A 16,796-nucleotide genomic window follows, 5' to 3' on the forward strand; every position below is an offset into this window, starting at 1 on the left:
CCAGCGGCCGGCACTACCCCTATCTGGCCGGTAGATCCATGCCATGCGTGGAGGGTTGTTCAGTAGATCCACGCCATGCGTGGATGGTTGTTCAGTAGATCCACGCCATGCGTGGATGGCGGTTACAGCACCGCCACCAGCAGCCCCATCACCGGCAGCGTGATCGCCAGCGCGGCGATCCACTTCGGCCGGTACGGGTACAGCCCGAACGACAACGCCACACCGCCCAGTGTCATCGTGCCCAGCCACAGCACCGGGCCCATCGCCCAGCCATGGTCGACCACGCACAGCGCGAACGCCACCGTCAGCAGGGCCCAGCCCAGCATCCGCCACTGCGTGCGCCGTGCCGGCGAGGCGGCAGCCTTGCCGTGCAGGTCGTGCTGGTGCTTTTCCATCGCCAGCGACAACGCGGTGAACGCAGAGAACGACAGGGTCAATGCCAGCAGCATCATGCGCTGGCCTCCGCTTCGGCGGTTTCCGCAGCGTCCACCGCGGCCTTGGGTGCCGCCGCGGCGGCACGCTTCTTCTTCTCGGCTGCAGACAGCGGTGGCGTCCAACGCTGCATGCGCCAGCCGCACATCGCCAGCATCGCACCGAACGCGATCATCGACAGATCGACGCCGGCCAGTACCCAGTCACCGTTGCGCAGGGTGACGCCAAGGTGGGCGTGCGTGGTCAGCGCGTTGACCACCGGCACCAGCGCGAATGCGGCCGCGCCCAGATACAGCTGCCAGGCCCACATCATCCGCTTCGGCCAGATGAAGGCGGCCAGCAGCGCACCGCCCCACGCGTAGAAGAACACATTGGCCTCGGCGCTGGAGCGTTCGGCGATGTCCAGCGGCAGCAGGCGGTTGCCCCAGAAGTAGGCGGCGAAGGCGATCGGCAGGCCGGCCACAGTGCCGATGTTCAGTGCATCGACCAGGCGCAGGCCGAAGCTGATGCGGCCGCTCTTGGCGTGCTTGGGCCGTTCCTTCACCGCCCACAGCACCACGCCGCTGGCCACCATCAGGCAGCCGACCAGGCCGGACAGGAAGAACAGCGCGCGCAGGCCCCAGTCGGCGAAGCGCGCCAGGTGCAGGCCGTACAGCACGCCACGGGTGGCGGTGGCACCGCCGGAAGGGGGCGTTTCCTCCAGCAAGGTGCCGTTGACCATGTCGTAGCGCAGCGCCGGGGTGTCGGTGGACAGGCGCTTGCCGTCGCGTTGGCGGATGTCGATCACGGCATTGGCCGCACCCGGGTTGGACACGGTGAAGCCGGCCACTTCCACGCCGTGCCAATGCGCACGTGCGCTGTCCAGCAGCTGCGCGATCGGCAGCGGCGTGGCGCGGCCTTCGGCTGGCGCGGTCACCTCCGGCATGCCGCCGAAGGCTTCGCTGAAGAACTTGTCCTCGTCCTGCGGGTAGGCGACTTTCACCCCCCACGGCAGGTACATGATCATCAGGGTGACGATGCCGGTGTAGGTGATCATCGCGTGGTAGGGCAGGGCCATCACCGCGCTGACGTTGTGGAAATCGAGCCAGGAACGCAGGCCCTTGTCCTTGCGGAAGGTGAAGAAGTCCTTGAAGATTTTCTTGTGGGTGATGACGCCGGTGATGATTGCCACCAGCATGAACATCGCACAGAAGCCGACCAGATAGCGCGCCCACAGCACCGGGATGTAGTGCAGGTCGAAATGCAGGCGGTAGAAGAAGTCACCGCCCCGGGTTTCGCGCGCTTTCAGTGCCTGGCCGGTGTTCGGGTCCAGCGTGGCATCACCAAAACCACCGCGGCGGCCACGACTGGGATCGGCCAGCTCCGGTGGCAGCCGCCAGAACATCTGCATCGCCGGGTTGCGCGGCTGCGGCAGGGTGACGAACCAGTTCTCGGCCTGCGTGGCGTTGGCCTGCAGGTAGTCCACCGCACGCTGCGCGGCGACATCGATGCTGACCTGGCTGGACGGCAGTTCCGGTCGCATCCAGCGGCTGATCTCTTCGCGGTAGTAGCTGGCCGTGCCGGCCATGAAGATCAGCAGCAGCAACCAGCCGACCAGCAGGCCGGTCCAGGTGTGCAGCCAGGCCATCGACTGGCGGAATCCGTTCTTCATGCCCAGGCCCCCAGCAGGCGCGCAATGGCGGCCATCAGCAGCGCGGGCGCGAGGATGCCGACCCACGCGCGCAGCGCGCTGCGGGTCGCGAACGCCCATAACGCTGCGCAGGCGGCCACCAGGATGGCCAGCAGCATGCCGGTCAGCACGGTCTGGCCGCGTGCGCCGGGCAGCGCAACCGCGCAGAACACGCTGGTCACCGAGGCCAGCGCGTAGCCGCCGAAGATCGCGGCCAGCGAGCGTGACAGCACGCCCCAGCGCGGATTGGAGAAGAAGGTGCGGGGGCTGGCGGTTGCGGGCGAGCGGTCCACGGCGTTCCTGCAGGTTTCAGTGAAAAGGAACCGGCGCACCGCAGCGCGCCGGGGTTGGCCATCCGTGGCCGGGCACCGGTCGCAGAACCGGTGCCATCCATCGAGGGTCAGAGCTTCCAGCGCAGTGTCATCGTCACATTGCGCGGTTCGCCCCAGAACACGCCGTCATAGAAACCGACGCGGTTGTAATACTTCTTGTCCAGCAGGTTGTTCACGTTTACCTGCGCGGTGAAGTTCTCGTTGAAGCGATAGCCCGCCGACAGGTTGAGCAGGTAGATGTCGCCCTGTTCGATTGCCACGCGGTCGCGCTTGCCGCTGGTCAGGAAATCCGCACGCGGCTTGTTGCTCAGGCTCCAGATTCCGCTCTGCCAGGTGGCGCCACCACCCAGCCAGAAGCGGCCTTCAGCACCGCCCGGTCGCCAGCTGGCGTTGAGGCGGAACAGATCGACCGGGACAACGGTGTTCTGGCGCACGCCCTGCGCACTGCGGCTGACGGTGTGGGTGAAGCCGGCCGCCAGGTTCCAGTTCTCACCAAGGCTGCCTTGTGCTTCGATCTCCCAGCCCTTGACCTTGTTGCCCTTGCCGGTGGAGCGGTAGGCACTGACCCCACCCGGCAGCGAGTTTTCCGGCACCGAGTCATCGAGCTCGGCAACGTTGTCCTTCTGGCCCTTGAACACGGCCGCGGAAGCATTCAGCAGACCGTCGAAGAACTCGGCCTTGACGCCGGCCTCCCACATGTCACCGACCACCGGTTCGAGGTAGTTGTTGTCCCGGTCACGGTAGTTCTGCGGCTGGAAGATATCGGTGTAGCTGACGTAGCCGCTGAAGTAGCGGTTGAAGTCGTAGATGAAGCCGGCATACGGAGTGAGCGAGTCGTCCGGCTTGTAGCCGCCACGACGCGTATCGGTCAGGCGACCGGCGGCGTCGTGGGTGTAGTTCCAGGTGCGCGTTTCCCAGCTGCCGTAGCGCGCGCCGAGCACCGCGGTCAACGGATCGGCCAGCTGCAGGCGCGTCGCCAGATAGGCCGCGCGCTGGCGCAGTTCGTCTTCAGAAGCCAGATAGCCCAGGCGGGTGACCTGCAGCGGCGCGACGTCGCCGTTCCAGCGATGCCAATCCGGTACACGCGTGTAGCTGTCCGGGTAGGCAGCAGTGTCGGTGGCAGGCACTTCACCCTTGCGCACCGATTGGCCGAAACCGAGCACCAGCTCGTGTTCCCGGCCGAACAGCCGGAACGGACCGCCAACGTTGAAGTCGAACACCTGCATATCGCCGTTCTCGCCGAAGCTGCCGACGAAGGCGCTGATGCCGCTGCCATCGGCATTCGGGTAGCCGGAGGCCCCGTACCACACCGCACCGTCGGTTTCGCGCTTGGAGCGGGTATAGGCGGCCTTGGCGGTCCAGCCGTTGCCCAACTGCTGCTCAAGGCGTGCGAATGCGCTCTTTTCGATGATCGGCCAACTGCTCCAGCGGGCGGACAGGTTGGTCGAGCGCGGCAGGTTGGCGGGCTGGCCATCGGACCCCCAGTACGGCACCACGCCCCAGGTCACGCCCGTGGTGCGCGGCGACTGGTATTCGTAGCCGGCCTCGAGCAGGGTCGTGTCGGTGATGTCGGCCTGGACGATGCCGTAGAACACGTCCTTGTCCAGTTTGTAGACATCGCGGAACGAGTCACTCTGTTGTTTGGCCGCCACCACGCGCGCGCGGATGCGGCCGTCGAGCGCAACCGGGCCACCGAGGTCGGCCTCCAGGCGCTGGTTGCCCCAACGCCCGAGGGTCAGGTTGGCGCTCATCTGGAAGCTGTCGGTAGGACGCTTGCGCACGAAGTTGATGGTGCCCGAGGGATCGCCGGCACCGGTGGTCAGGCCGGTTGCGCCGCGCACCACTTCGATGCGGTCATAGATCACGCTGTCGGTGTTGGTCTTGATGTACCCACCGAAGGTGTTGAGCATCCCATCGACCTGGAAATTGGTGATGTTGTAGCCGCGCGAGACGTAGTTGATGCGCTCGCTGTCGGTAACCGATACCGCCACGCCGGTGACCTGGCCCATCACATCGGACAGCGAGAACAAGCCCATGTCATCCAGGCGCTGGCGGGTGACCACGGTCATCGACTGCGGTGTCTGGCGCAGCGACAGGCCGAGCTTGGTGGCCGTGCTGGCACGCTTGACCGTATAGCTGTCGACGATATCGCCGTCAGCGGTGACCTGGACCGTATCCAGCGTGCGCGCGGAAGGATCGGCAGTGCCGTCGGCGTGGGCCAGCGGGGCGATCATCAGTGCGGTCACGGCCAGGGCCAGCAGAGTGGGACGAGGGTGGTTCAGCGGCATTGCCATCGGTGCGATTCCATGCAGGACGAAACAGGCGATGGAATGCGCAGACGCAGCAGCCGTGCGCTCCGCGCACGTCGCCCAGCGAGTCCCATCGACGGTGTGCCACCCGTGTAGTGCGGGCGACCCGGTAGTCGGGGGATGTACACGGGCGAAGGGGCGGGTGGGTGCGTGCTTCCGTGCCCCGCTTGGCTAAGCGTACAACCGATCGGCAAATGATAGGCATTCGCATTTCGTTAATCAAGCGTGACGAATTCCGTCTCCACGCAGGGCGTGGATCGACTGCCGGATGGGGTCCTAGAACCTGAACACCACCGTCGCGGCGTGCAGCAGCAGGCCGATCAGGCCGCCCACCAGGGTGCCGTTGAAGCGGATGAACTGCAGGTCGCGGCCCACGCTCAGTTCCAGCTGTTCGACCAGATGCCGTTCGTCCCAGCTCTTCACGGTCTGCGCGATATGCGTGGTCACGCCTTCGCGCAGGCGGCCGGTGAGGCGCTGGGCGCCCTCCAGAAGATGCTGGTTCAGCGCGTCGCGCAGGGCCGGGTCGGCCTGCAGGCTGCTGCCCAGTGACGCGAGGCTGCGCTGCAGGTGGCCGACCAGCGCCGAATCCTCACGCTGCAGGTCGGCACGCAGGCTGGCATGGATGCGCGCCCACAGCCCCTGCACGTACTCCTGCAGGGCAGGGTGGTCGATCATTTCCTGTTTGAGCTGTTCGATGCGCTCGGCCAGGGCCGGGTCCTCGCGCAGGCGCTGCACGTAGTTCTGCAGCCAGCTCTCGTAGTCCTGGCGCAGCGGATGCTGCGGCTCGGCCAGCACCTGCTGCAGTTCTTCCAGCACCGCCCGCGCCAGTCGCTCGGCCAGGCTGTCGCCGATCTCGTCGATCGGCTTGACCCAGTTCACCGTGCTCGACAGCGTCGGCCACTCGCGCTGGATGTAACGCACGATCAGCTGCGAGGCGCGCTCCTTAACTTCCGGCTGCTCCAGCCAGCGCCCCAAGCGCTGCAGGCCCTCGTCCAGCACGCGCTGGTGGCGCCCATCGGCGGTCAGCAGGGCCAGCAGCTCACCGGCGGTGGCGGCGGCATTCCACTGCCGCAGCTGCTGCACCACGAAGGCGTGCAGCTGCCGACGCACCGCGGTTTCGTCGAAGAAGTCCAGTGCCTGCAGGGCCCAGCCGCGGGCCATGTCGGCCAGCATCCGCGAACGTGCAGGGTCGGCCAGCCAACTGCCGAGACGGCTGGCCGGGTCGAATACCTGCAGCTTTGCCAAGAGAACCTGTGGTTCAAGGAACTGGTCGCGCACGAACAGGGCCAGGCTGTCGCCGATGCGTTCCTTGCTGCGTGGGATGATTGCCGTATGCGGGATCGGCAGGCCCATCGGCCGCCGGAACAGCGCGACGACCGCGAACCAGTCGGCCAGTGCGCCCACGGCCGCTGCTTCGCAGAAGGCCGAAACCCACGCCCAGATGCCGCGCTCGCCTTGCCAGTGGCTGATCGCGAAACCGGCCAGCATCAACAGCAGCAGTCCCAGCGCGAGGGCTTTCAGGCGCCGCAGCTGTGCGCGGCGCGGATCGTTGGCAGACGTCATGCCGGAAGTCTAACCGGCACGGCATGAGCATCTGGTAGTGCCGGCCGCTGGCCGGCATCCGCAACGCACCCGGAACGTTCATGGGGTTGCCGGCCAGCGGCCGGCACTACCCGTTGGTTCAGAGCGCTTCGAGCTGCTTGCGCAACGCAGCCAGCTGCGCGCGCAGGGTGTCGTTCTCGCGGGTCAGCGCGACCACGCGGCGGCGCAGCGCCGGGGCATCCTCGCCCAGCTGCTCCAGTGCCGACAGCACCTCGGCGTCGCGGCTGGCGATCTGCTCTTCGTCCGCTTCCTCGAAGTCCATCTCGGCTGCTTCCGGCTTCGGTGCGCGCGGCTTGCGCTTGGACTCGCGCACGCGCTTGGCGGCCTGCTTCAGCTCATCCTTGCCACCGGCGGCAGCGGCGCGCTGCTCGTCTTCCGGCAGGTCGGCCACGGCAGCAGCAGCGCTGATCGAGATCACGCCGGCCTTCACCGCTTCCACCACCTCGGCCGCGGCCTGGGCGTGGATGCGTTCGATCATGCCGACCTGGCTGGTGCTCAGCTTGGCCTCGCGGGCCAGCTCGGCGCGGCTGATCTTCGGTGCCGGTTCCCACGGCGGGCTGTCCTCACCCGCGTCCTCGATGGCTTCGGCGGTGCCGTCGCTCTCTCGCTGCAGCTGCGCCTGCTCGATCTGCTTGCGGGCGGCCAGGATGTCGCGCTTGCGCAGCGCCAGCACGCCGCGCTGGAAGTCGGACACGCTGCGGCGGCCCAGGTGCTGCTCGATCATCCACAGGTGCACGTCTTCCATGCTCTGGAAGCGGGTGTTCTGCACGGTGTTGAAGGGCAGGCCATGCTTCTGGCAGATGCCGAAACGGTTGTGGCCATCGACCAGCACATCACCCCACAGCACCAGCGCATCGCGGCAGCCTTCGGCCAGGATGCTGCGCTCCAGCGCGTCATGTTCGTCCGCGGTCAGCGGGTCGATGTAGGCCTTGAGTTCTTCTTTGACGACGATATCCATGGGCACGGCAGCGAGCAGGAGCGGAACCGCCCATTGTACCCGCTCGCCACCGCCGGCCCGGGCTCAGGCGGTGGCCCGGATCATCTCGCCCAGGGTGCTGGTGATCTGGTCGATCTGCGCCTTGTCCACGATCAGTGGTGGCGACAGCGCGATGATGTCGCCGGTACAGCGCACCAGCAGCCGGCCGTCCTGGAAGCAGCGCCGGAACACTTCGTAGCCGCGGCTGCCGGGGGCATCGCGGCGCGGTGTCAGCTCGACCGCGCCGACCAGCCCGAAGTTGCGGATGTCGATCACGTTGGGCAGGCCCTGCAGCGCATGCAGCCGTTCCTGCCAGTATTCGCCCAGCTCGATGGCACGCTCGAACAGGCGCTCCTCGGCATAGACCTCCAGCGTGGCCAGCGCTGCGGCGCAGGCCAGCGGATGGCCGGAATGGGTATAGCCATGGAACAGCTCGATGGCCTGCGGCGGTGCCTGCATCAGGGTTGCGTGCACGGCGTCGCTGGCCAGCACGCCACCCAGCGGTACCGCGCCGTTGCTGACCGCCTTGGCGAAGGTCAGCAGGTCCGGGGTGACCCCGAAGCGCTGCGCGGCGAAGGGCATGCCGACCCGGCCGAAACCGGTGATGACCTCGTCGAACACCAGCAGGATGCCGTGGTGGTCGCACAGCTCGCGCAGGCGCTGCAGGTAGCCGGGCGCGGGCAGGATCACCCCGGCCGAACCGGCAATGGGCTCGACGAACACCGCCGCGATGGTCGAGGCATCGTGCAGCGCGATCAGCCGTTCCAGGTCGTCGGCCAGCTCCGCGCCCTGGCGTGGCAGGCCCTTGCTGAACGCATTGCGCGGCAGGTCCAGGGTATGCCGCAGGTAGTCCACGCCGCCCAACTGCAGGCCGAACGCCCTGCGGTTGTTGGGCAGCCCACCCAGCGCCATGCCGCCGAAACCGACCCCGTGGTAAGCCTTCTCGCGGCTGATGAAGCGGGTGCGCTGGCCCTCGCCACGCTGGCGGTGATAGGCCAGCGCGATCTTCATCGCGGTATCCACCGCCTCGGAGCCGGAGCTGGTGAAGAACACATGGTTGAGCGGGGCAGGCGCCAGTGCGGCCAGCCGCTGCGCCAGTGCGAAGGCCGGCGGCGAGCCCATCTGGAAGGCCGGCGAATAGTCGAGCGTGCGTGCCTGCTCGACGATGGCCTCGACGATGCGCGGGCGGGCGTGGCCGGCGTTGCAGCACCACAGGCCGGCGGTGCCGTCGAGGATCTGGCGGCCGTCGACGTCCTCGTAGTGCATGCCTTCGGCGCGTACCAGCATGCGCGGGGCGGCCTTGTACTGGCGGTTGGCGGTGAACGGCATCCAGTACGCGTCCAGTGACTCGGGACGCTGGGTGGCCAGGTCGTGCAGGTCGCTTTCGGGACGCTTCATGCCAGCTCCATCGGGTCCGATGCGACGAATGTAGCGCAGCCGCGTCACGGCGGAGTCGCGGCGGCCCCGGTATAACCAGGGCTCGTTGAATGTTGGAGCTTCCCATGGCCGATTTCCCCGACCGCAGCCATTGGCAGGCGCTGGCCCTCCAGCTGTCGATGCCGGGCCAGGCCTTCATCGACGGCCGCTATGTCGATGCCGCCAGCGGCGTCCGCTTCGACTGCATCAGCCCAATCGACGGTCGCGTGCTGGGCGCGGTTGCCGACTGTGACGCGCAGGATGTCGAGCGCGCGGTGCTGGCCGCGCGGCGCAGCTTCGAGGCGGGCCACTGGTCGCAGGCGAGCCCGGCGCATCGCAAGCGCGTGTTGCTGGCGCTGGCCGCGCTGGTGGAGAAGCACGCCGATGAGCTGGCGCTGCTGGAAACCCTGGACATGGGCAAGCCGGTGCGTGACGCACGCCGTATCGACCTGCCCGGCGTGGTGCGGTGCCTGAGCTGGACCGCCGAAGCGGTGGACAAGCTGTACGGCGAGATCGCGCCGACTGGCCCGCACGAACTCGGACTGGTCACCCGCGAAGCCGCGGGCGTGGTGGCGGCCATCGTGCCGTGGAATTTCCCGTTGCTGATGGCCTGTTGGAAGATCGCGCCGGCGCTGGCGATGGGCAACTCGGTGGTGCTCAAGCCTTCGGAGCGGTCGCCGCTGAGTGCGCTGCGGCTGGGGGCGCTGGCCGCCGAGGCGGGCCTGCCGGAGGGCGTGCTGAACGTGCTGCCGGGCCATGGCGCGCGCGTTGGCGAACCGCTGGCCCTGCACATGGACGTGGATGTGTTGGCGTTCACCGGTTCCACTGCCACCGGCGCGAAGCTGCTGGAGTATTCCGGGCGATCCAACCTCAAGCGGGTCTGGCTGGAATGCGGCGGCAAGAGCCCGCACGTGGTGTTCGCCGACGCTCCCGATCTGGACGCGGCGGCCAAGGCCGTGGCGCAGGGCATCTTCTTCAACCAGGGCGAAGTCTGTACCGCCGGGTCGCGCTTGCTGGTGCAGCGCTCGATCCGTGAGGATTTCGTGCACCAGGTGGTTGCTTATGGCCAGCACATGCAGCCGCAGCATCCGCTGGACGCCGACGCGCCGATGGGCGCGCTGGTGGACGCCGCGCATCTGGACAAGGTGATGGACGACATCGCACGCGCCGAAGTCGAGGGTGCCCGCCTGTTGCTGGGTGGCCATCGTGCCGAGGTGGAGGCGGGTGGCAGCTATGTGCAGCCGACGGTGTTCGACCAGGTGCGCCCGGAGCAGGCCTTGGCACGCGAGGAAGTGTTCGGGCCGGTGCTGGCGGTGCTCGGTTTCGACGACGAGGCCGAAGCGGTGCGCCTGGCCAACGACAGCCGATACGGACTGGCCGCCGGTCTCTGGACACGCGATCTGGGCCGCGCGCATCGGGTTGCGCGCCAGCTGCGCGCCGGCAGCGTATGGGTGAACGGCTGGGATGGCGGCGACATGACCGCACCGTTTGGTGGTTACAAGCAGTCCGGCAACGGCCGGGACAAATCGCTGCACGCCTTCGACAAGTACAGCGAAATCAAGGCCACCTGGATCCAGTTGTAACGACGCGGCTGCTTGACCACTGTTCGCTCTTTGTAGAGTCGAGCCATGCTCGACTGCTTTTCGTTCTTCGGTAGAGCCGAGCCATGCTCGGCTGCATCTCGCGAAGAGCAGTCGAGCATGGCTCGACTCTACAGAAGGCAGACAGCTGTCGAGCTACCGGCAGCGGGCACTCACCTGCAGCACTGCCACACGCAACATGTCGCGGTCGGCTTCTTCGACGGCATTCTGGAAGTAATCCATGTCCTGCCGGCCCAGCTCGCACGGGTCGACGATGTACCCCGGTGGCCACAAACCCAGCAGTTGCGCCACGCCATGCACGATCTGCTCGGGTGTCATCTGCCGACGGATCCGGAAGTAGTTGCGGCGCGGCCCAAACGCCGGATGGACCTCGCGCCGACCGATCAGGCGCGGGGCCACACCCGCTGCGCTGATGCCGTCACCGCCATCGATGCTGCCCGCAGGCAGGTCCAGCATCAGTGGCGCCGTTGCAGGCGGTTCCTCGGACGCGGGTGTGCTGGCATCCGTAGGTGCCGCCGGGGGCGGGCGTGGCGCTGTCGATGCGGCCGGGCGCGCTGCCTCTGCGGTGGGCTGCGCCGGGTGCGGTTGCGCCGGCACGGGCTGCTTCGGTGGCAGCCAGTACAACGTCATCCTGGCGCCTTCGTCGCTGCGCAGCGTCATCCTGCCGCTGCCCAGCAGCCACACTGCCATCAACCCATGCACCAGCAGCACCACCAGCCATGCCGCCATGCGCGGCAGCTTCGGCGAATCGGACCACGACAGCGCGACTGCAGTCATCGGCAAAGCATCCATGCAGGGACCGGTGGCGCAGCCTAGCGGGTGGCCCGAAAAATTCCGTTGGCATCGGTGTCGGCTGAAACCATCGCCCCGTGCGGCCACCGGCCCGTGGCAGAATCGGGCGATCCGCCGTTACCCGTGTTGCCGATGTCGACGATCACCGCTGCCGCGCCGCCCGTGAATTCCCCCCGCCGTGTCCTGCTGGCCAGCCTGATCGGCACCACCATCGAGTTCTTCGATTTCTACATCTACGCCACGGCCGCGGTGCTGGTGTTCCCGCACCTGTTCTTCCCGGACAGCAGCGAACAGGCTGCGCTGCTGCAGTCACTGGCAACGTTCGCGGTCGCGTTCATCGCGCGTCCGGTGGGCTCGGCGGTGTTCGGCCACTTCGGTGACCGTATCGGCCGCAAGGCCACGCTGGTGGCCGCGCTGCTGACCATGGGCCTGTCCACGGTGCTGATCGGCCTGTTGCCCACCCATGCACAGATTGGCTTGTGGGCCCCCGCGTTGCTGGCGCTGTGCCGCTTCGGCCAGGGCCTGGGGCTGGGCGGCGAGTGGGGTGGGGCAGTGCTGCTGGCCACCGAGAACGCACCGCCGGGCAAACGTGCCTGGTACGGCATGTTCCCGCAGCTGGGCGCACCGCTGGGCTTCCTGCTGTCAGCCGGCATCTTCCTGGTGCTCGGCCGTTGCCTGAGCCAGGACGACTTCCTGCAGTGGGGCTGGCGTATCCCGTTCGTGGCCAGCGCTCTACTGGTCGGCCTTGGCCTGTGGGTGCGCCTGAACATCCACGAGACGCCCGATTTCAAGAAAGCGCTGGAGCGCAAGGCGCCGGTGCGGCTGCCGATGTGGACGGTACTGCGTGACCATCCGGTGCCGATGCTGCTGGGCACGCTGGGTGCGTTCGCCACCTTCGTGCTGTTCTACCTGATGACGGTGTTCAGTCTGGGACATGGCACCGCAGTGCTGGGCTACAGCCGCGAGCAGTTCCTGCTGATGCAGATGGCCGGCATGCTGTTCTTCGCGCTGGGTATCCCGCTGTCGGCGCGCTATGGCGACCGTTGGGGCACGCGACGCACGATGATCGTCGCCAGCGTACTGATCGTCGGTTTCGGTGTGCTGTTCGCGCCGCTGTTCCAGCCGCACAGCCCGTGGCTGGTCACTGGCTTCCTGTGCCTGGGCCTGTTCCTGATGGGCCTGACCTACGGCCCCTGCGGCACCTTCCTGGCCGAGATCTACCCGGTGGAGGTGCGCTATACCGGCGCGTCGCTGTCATTCAACCTGGCCGGCATCCTTGGCGCGGCACCGGCGCCGTACCTGGCCACCTGGCTGGCCGAACGCTTCGGCCTGGTCGCGGTGGGTTACTACCTGTGCCTGACTGCGGTGGCGACCCTGTGCGCGCTGGTGGCACTGCACCGGCGCGCCCTGAGGCTCAACCAAAGAAGCGCTTGAGCGTACGCCCCAGCCAACCGCCCCCTTGGTGCTCGCGGGCGAACTGGTTCAGGTGCGCCTTGACCTGTTCGGCATAGGCCTGGTCATCACCGCGGATGTGGTTGAACAGCCAGCGCGAGAGCATGGTGCGCAGTTCGTCGCTGATGTCCTCGCCGGCCTGGAAGCGCATGCGGTATTCCGATACCCGCTTGATGAAGACCTCATGCACGCGCTTGTGCGCGGCACAGAACGGGTAGCCCGCTTCTTCCATCAACTCTTCTTCGAACGCGAAGTGCGACATGGTGTAGTCCACCACCTCGTCGATCACTTCACCCACCGCCGCACGCTGCATGCTGGCCTGGGCCACGTGCAGGTGGTTGAGCATCTCGATGATGCGGCGGTGTTGTTGGTCGATCACATCGATGCCGATGTTCAGATCGTCCTGCCAGACCAGTAGTGCCATCCCCGGCTCCCCTTCATGCGTATGTCGGGGCCGACTGTAGAGCCGCCGCGCGGGTGCGGCGTTGATCTGGATCAAAGCGGGCCGGTCAGGGCAGGGCGGGCTCGCGCGGGCGCAGCGGGCTGGCCACCGTGGTGCAGCTGACCCGGTTGCGGCCACCGGCCTTGGCCAGGTACAGCTGGCGGTCGGCCTCGGAGATCAGCCGGTGCAGCGCATCACGCTGCGGGCGCAGGCAGCACAGGCCGATGCTGACCGTCATGCGAAGCGTCGCGGTGCCAATGTCCACTTCCAGTGCGGCGATGCGCTGGCGCAGCTCCTCGAAGTACTGCAGTGCCTCGTCCTGTTCCATGTCCGGCACCAGCAGGCAGAACTCCTCGCCACCGAAGCGTGCGATCAGGTCCTGGCTGCGTGCATGCGCGGCCACCGCACCGGCCACCGCGCGCAGCGCATCATCGCCGGCCTCGTGGCCGTGAGTGTCGTTGATGTGCTTGAAGTGATCGATGTCGATCATCGCCACCGCCACGCACTGGCCATGCAGCTGCAGCTGCGGCAACTGGCGCTGGCTCTGTTCCAGGAAGCAGCGGCGGTTGGGCAGGCCGGTGAGGAAGTCGCGGGTGGCCAGGTCCTGCAGGGTGCCGATCAGTTCCAGCTGGTCCACGTTCTGCGAGACACGGCAGAAGAATTCCTCGCGCGAGAATGGCTTGCGCAGGAAGTCATTGGCACCGTTCTTCAGGAAGCGCGGGATCAGCGATGCGTCGGTGTTGCCGGAGATACCGATCACCGCCACCTTGTCGCGTGAGCGCAGGGTGCGCAGGCGGCGGGTGAATTCCACGCCCTGCATGCCGGGCATTTCCTGGTCGACCACCGCCAGGCGGATCGCCGGATGCGCCTCGATCGCGGCCAGGCCCTCGTTGCCATCGGCCGCTTCGTGCACCTCATGGCCATACATGCGCAGCAGGGCGGCGGCATAGCCGCGCGCGGACGGGGAATCGTCCACCACCAGCGCCGCGATGCGGCGGTTGCGTTCCAGCCGCTGCACCAGCCACACCAGGTAGTCGATGCTGCCGGGGGTGTTCTTCAGTACGTAGTCGATGATCTGCTGCTGCAGCACGCGCTTGCGCAGGTCCTCGTCGTACACGCCGCTGACCACCACGGTCGGCAGGTCGCGCTTGAGGAAGAACTCGACCACCGCATCGCGGTCGCCGTCGGCCAGCACCAACCCGGTCAGCACCAGGAACCAGCCGCCACCCTCGCTCAGCAGGCGATCGGCCTCGGCCAGGGTGGAGGCGATCACCACCGGCAGTTCCAGGCGCTGCTCGATGGCTTCGCGCAGCATGCCGGTAAAGGCACGGGAATTTTCGACCAGCAGGATCCGCTGTGGCAGCGGATCGGCCAGGTCGCCATCGACGGCGGCCTGCGGCAGGACGGGCATGATGCGGTGGCTCACGAAGGAGGGCTCGGCACGGATAGCGGCGGTTTCGGGCGTAACTTTAGAGGCGAACGCTGTGCGCCGGGCAAGATTCCGTATCAGGCCGCCGCTGGCGACGCGTGGGTGATCGATTCATGCAGGACCAGTCGCAGGCGATTGCCTCGGCAGTGGACCGTTCCGCCGTAGGCAAGCATCCGTCCGGCCAGACGCTCGACGGCCTGGTCGGTGGTGCGTGCCGATAGCGTGCAACCACGGTCGAGCAGGCTCACGATAGCAACGATGCCGCGACGTCCGCCCGCCTGGCCACTTCGGGCACGCACGCAGACCTGCCCAGTCTCCAGCTCCAGCAGCAGTGACACCGCCTCGATCAAGGAGCGGTAGATGGCCAGTTGCAGATCCACAGTCAGCAGGCAGGGGTTACCCGCCAGCCTGGGCGGAATGACGCGATGCGTGTTGTTCCAGATCTCGCATGCGCCGCCTGCTTGCAGCGCGATGTACAACCCGACCTGTTCCAATCCAGTGGGGTAGACCATGCTGGCCTGCTCGCGGAACAGACGTGAGTGCACGGATGACGCGTGTTGCAGGCTGTTCGCCACTGCATGATGGCCCTGAGCCTTCAGCCAGCTGACCATTTCAACGAGCGAGCTGTCCATGCCGTCGCTCAGATGCTTCAGATGGACGGCCCGTTCACGCAGCTCCCGCTCGCTGGTCTGGTGGGAACTGCGTGCCAGGCGCAGCGTCGTTTCTTCGGCCAGGCCGCGGGACCGGGCGCGCTGATGGTGGTAGCTGATGCTGGACCCGAGCGCGAGCAGCGCGACACTCATCACCGCCATGTTCTGCTGGGTGGCGAACGTACCGAGGTCGAAAGAGGAGGGCAGGCCGGTACTGGGCGTAGCGCCGTGAAGTGGGAGATTCAACAGCGGAATCGCGATGGCAGCGCCGCGCCAGCCATGCATGAAGGTCAGGGCGATGGCAGGTAGAGCCGCCAGCAGGACAAGGTGTGTGCGGGTGGTATGTGCGCTACTGTCTGTCAGCTGCATGCCCAACCCCAGTATCAGCATCGCCAGGATCGCCGCAGCTGTAGGCGCAACAAAGCGGGTGCCCCACCTGGGATCCGCGTGCCGCTGCGCCCAAAGGAAGGCCAGCGGGAGCAGGGTAATGATGGCCGCGAAGTGACCAAAGAGCGTTCGGTCGACCGCGTCCAGCAGGTTGCTCGGCGGAGGGTTCGACCAGAGGATATATGAAATGCTCAGGTTTAGACCCGGGACGAACAGTGCCGTGCAGATCGATAACGACAGCAGCCAGAGACCGGTGACGGCCTCGGACGGCATTCTCCTGAGGTGAAGGTGGACCACCAGCATCGCCATCGGCATCAACAGTGTTGACGCCAGGATGACCCACGCCAAGCCGTAGGCATCAATCATGGGGATGCGCAGCGTCGCGAAGTAGATGTATTCGCCCAGCAACAGGTAAGGCCACAAGCGGGGCGGGACGATCAGCAGTGCCGCTGCCCGGATGCCTGCGGGCAGGAAGAACTGATCGAGCGAGAACTGACGCGATATGAGGCAGCTGGCCGCATAGACGGCGGCCAGCACGAGACCGACCGGACGGATCCGGAAGCTCAGTTCAATTGCTTTCTTGAATCGGTCCAAAAACAAGCCTCCTTTGCTCCCGCTCAGCTACCGCTGGCCCGCTACTGGACACTATCCACTAGATCGTCGCAGGCGCAATCAGCACCCTCCTTCTTCTGCAGATGACGTGGTGCGGGCATGGTGTGCAAGGGGGGGGCACGAATGGAACTAAATCGTCCGGATTATCCGTCAATCACTTTGTTGTGGCGGGAAGGCGCTACTATCGTTTTGAGGTTGTTTGCTCTTATCCCGACCAGGAGGTCATTGTGCGATCCATATTTGTTGGTGTTGTAGCCGGGGCAACATTGTTCGCCGCAGCTCCGGTATTCGCGAGTGATAGAGGGGGCGGTGACTACCACGGCAGTCCCTTGGCAAGTGCCGCAGTTTCGAAGGCAGGCCTTGGTGAGACCAACCCTGCCGCCGCAGACATCAGCGCCGATCCCGCTTGGCAGGTGTATGCCTTCCAACGCGATGGCATGGTCTACCTGCAGGTCAACGATCTGACCGGGCAGGTAAAGCTGATCATCGGCAATGCCGCTGGTGCGTACTTTGCATTGCCTGCCGGCAAGTCCGCAGCACTTGTTTCGCTTCCCGGTCAGCGACTCACTGTCCCATCCACTGCAAAGCGTTCCGAGGTGTATCGTGCGCAGGACGTGGTACTGGTGCGGTATGCCACCGCGGATGGCGACATCTGGTCTGTCGAAACACCGTAGCGCCCGGACCGGAGGGCTTGA

At 66.6% G+C, this 16,796-nt stretch carries 14 protein-coding genes; 3 read left to right on the forward strand and 11 right to left on the reverse strand.

Annotated elements, in window-relative coordinates:
- Positions 1–122: 122 nt before the first annotated feature.
- The 7 genes from MG068_RS06680 to aptA all read right to left on the reverse strand — a co-directional run bounded on the left by MG068_RS06680 (position 123) and on the right by aptA (position 8,718).
- Positions 123–452, reverse strand: a complete 330-nt coding sequence (locus MG068_RS06680; protein WP_014036560.1) for a DUF3325 domain-containing protein — start codon at positions 450–452, stop codon at positions 123–125.
- Complete coding sequence (locus MG068_RS06685) at positions 449–2,083, reverse strand: PepSY-associated TM helix domain-containing protein (RefSeq protein WP_132809728.1); 1,635 nt, start codon at positions 2,081–2,083, stop codon at positions 449–451. Before MG068_RS06685 ends, MG068_RS06680 begins: the two co-directional genes overlap by 4 nt.
- Positions 2,080–2,394, reverse strand: coding sequence for a DUF3649 domain-containing protein (locus MG068_RS06690; RefSeq protein WP_075674886.1), 315 nt, complete (start codon positions 2,392–2,394; stop codon positions 2,080–2,082). The genes MG068_RS06685 and MG068_RS06690 overlap by 4 nt, the downstream gene beginning before the upstream one ends.
- A 107-nt stretch (positions 2,395–2,501) precedes the next feature.
- Complete coding sequence (locus tag MG068_RS06695; protein ID WP_132809729.1) at positions 2,502–4,727, reverse strand: TonB-dependent siderophore receptor; 2,226 nt, start codon at positions 4,725–4,727, stop codon at positions 2,502–2,504.
- A 291-nt stretch (positions 4,728–5,018) separates the two neighbouring features.
- Positions 5,019–6,305, reverse strand: a complete 1,287-nt coding sequence (locus MG068_RS06700; protein WP_132809730.1) for a DUF445 domain-containing protein — start codon at positions 6,303–6,305, stop codon at positions 5,019–5,021.
- Positions 6,306–6,423: 118 nt separating this feature from the next.
- On the reverse strand, positions 6,424–7,302 hold the full coding sequence (locus MG068_RS06705; RefSeq protein WP_032127886.1) for a plasmid replication/partition related protein: 879 nt from the start codon (positions 7,300–7,302) through the stop codon (positions 6,424–6,426).
- Positions 7,303–7,365: 63 nt separating this feature from the next.
- Complete coding sequence (gene aptA, locus MG068_RS06710; protein WP_132809731.1) at positions 7,366–8,718, reverse strand: omega-aminotransferase AptA; 1,353 nt, start codon at positions 8,716–8,718, stop codon at positions 7,366–7,368.
- Positions 8,719–8,822: 104 nt separating this feature from the next.
- On the opposite strand from aptA, the gene MG068_RS06715 reads away from it, so the two are divergent.
- On the forward strand, positions 8,823–10,319 hold the full coding sequence (locus MG068_RS06715; RefSeq protein WP_132809732.1) for an aldehyde dehydrogenase: 1,497 nt from the start codon (positions 8,823–8,825) through the stop codon (positions 10,317–10,319).
- 153 nt (positions 10,320–10,472) lie between these two features.
- On the opposite strand, the gene MG068_RS06720 is transcribed toward MG068_RS06715, so the two are convergent.
- Positions 10,473–11,114, reverse strand: a complete 642-nt coding sequence (locus tag MG068_RS06720; RefSeq protein ID WP_132809733.1) for a hypothetical protein — start codon at positions 11,112–11,114, stop codon at positions 10,473–10,475.
- 147 nt (positions 11,115–11,261) lie between these two features.
- Between MG068_RS06720 and MG068_RS06725 the strand changes: the two genes are divergently transcribed.
- Positions 11,262–12,563, forward strand: a complete 1,302-nt coding sequence (locus MG068_RS06725; RefSeq protein ID WP_132809734.1) for an MFS transporter — start codon at positions 11,262–11,264, stop codon at positions 12,561–12,563.
- Here the strand turns inward: MG068_RS06725 and MG068_RS06730 are convergent.
- The 3 genes from MG068_RS06730 to MG068_RS06740 all read right to left on the reverse strand — a co-directional run bounded on the left by MG068_RS06730 (position 12,544) and on the right by MG068_RS06740 (position 16,083).
- A complete protein-coding gene (locus MG068_RS06730; protein WP_004151683.1) occupies positions 12,544–13,005 on the reverse strand; it encodes a bacteriohemerythrin in 462 nt (153 codons plus the stop codon). The two genes, MG068_RS06725 and MG068_RS06730, sit on opposite strands and share 20 nt — an antisense overlap.
- A gap of 85 nt (positions 13,006–13,090) precedes the next feature.
- Positions 13,091–14,434, reverse strand: coding sequence for a diguanylate cyclase (locus MG068_RS06735; protein WP_032127881.1), 1,344 nt, complete (start codon positions 14,432–14,434; stop codon positions 13,091–13,093).
- A gap of 95 nt (positions 14,435–14,529) precedes the next feature.
- A complete protein-coding gene (locus MG068_RS06740; RefSeq protein ID WP_132809735.1) occupies positions 14,530–16,083 on the reverse strand; it encodes an MASE1 domain-containing protein in 1,554 nt (517 codons plus the stop codon).
- A gap of 347 nt (positions 16,084–16,430) precedes the next feature.
- Here MG068_RS06740 and MG068_RS06745 point away from each other — a divergent pair, with 347 nt between their 5' ends.
- The gene (locus MG068_RS06745; RefSeq protein ID WP_053092140.1) at positions 16,431–16,775 is read left to right on the forward strand and encodes a hypothetical protein; all 345 of its coding nucleotides are present in this window, start codon (positions 16,431–16,433) and stop codon (positions 16,773–16,775) included.
- Positions 16,776–16,796: the final 21 nt, after the last annotated feature.

The organism is Stenotrophomonas sp. ASS1 (assembly GCF_004346925.1).
Lineage (GTDB): Bacteria > Pseudomonadota > Gammaproteobacteria > Xanthomonadales > Xanthomonadaceae > Stenotrophomonas > Stenotrophomonas maltophilia_A.

What these genes read in the sequence shown, in the direction of transcription:
- MG068_RS06680 (WP_014036560.1), bottom strand. Translation starts at nt 452, where the DNA reads ATGATGCTGCTGGCATTGACCCTGTCGTTCTCTGCGTTCACCGCGTTG.
- MG068_RS06685 (WP_132809728.1), bottom strand. Translation starts at nt 2,083, where the DNA reads ATGAAGAACGGATTCCGCCAGTCGATGGCCTGGCTGCACACCTGGACC.
- MG068_RS06695 (WP_132809729.1), bottom strand. Translation starts at nt 4,727, where the DNA reads ATGGCAATGCCGCTGAACCACCCTCGTCCCACTCTGCTGGCCCTGGCC.
- MG068_RS06700 (WP_132809730.1), bottom strand. Translation starts at nt 6,305, where the DNA reads ATGACGTCTGCCAACGATCCGCGCCGCGCACAGCTGCGGCGCCTGAAA.
- MG068_RS06705 (WP_032127886.1), bottom strand. Translation starts at nt 7,302, where the DNA reads ATGGATATCGTCGTCAAAGAAGAACTCAAGGCCTACATCGACCCGCTG.
- aptA (WP_132809731.1), bottom strand. Translation starts at nt 8,718, where the DNA reads ATGAAGCGTCCCGAAAGCGACCTGCACGACCTGGCCACCCAGCGTCCC.
- MG068_RS06715 (WP_132809732.1), top strand. Translation starts at nt 8,823, where the DNA reads ATGGCCGATTTCCCCGACCGCAGCCATTGGCAGGCGCTGGCCCTCCAG.
- MG068_RS06720 (WP_132809733.1), bottom strand. Translation starts at nt 11,114, where the DNA reads ATGACTGCAGTCGCGCTGTCGTGGTCCGATTCGCCGAAGCTGCCGCGC.
- MG068_RS06725 (WP_132809734.1), top strand. Translation starts at nt 11,262, where the DNA reads ATGTCGACGATCACCGCTGCCGCGCCGCCCGTGAATTCCCCCCGCCGT.
- MG068_RS06730 (WP_004151683.1), bottom strand. Translation starts at nt 13,005, where the DNA reads ATGGCACTACTGGTCTGGCAGGACGATCTGAACATCGGCATCGATGTG.
- MG068_RS06735 (WP_032127881.1), bottom strand. Translation starts at nt 14,434, where the DNA reads ATGCCCGTCCTGCCGCAGGCCGCCGTCGATGGCGACCTGGCCGATCCG.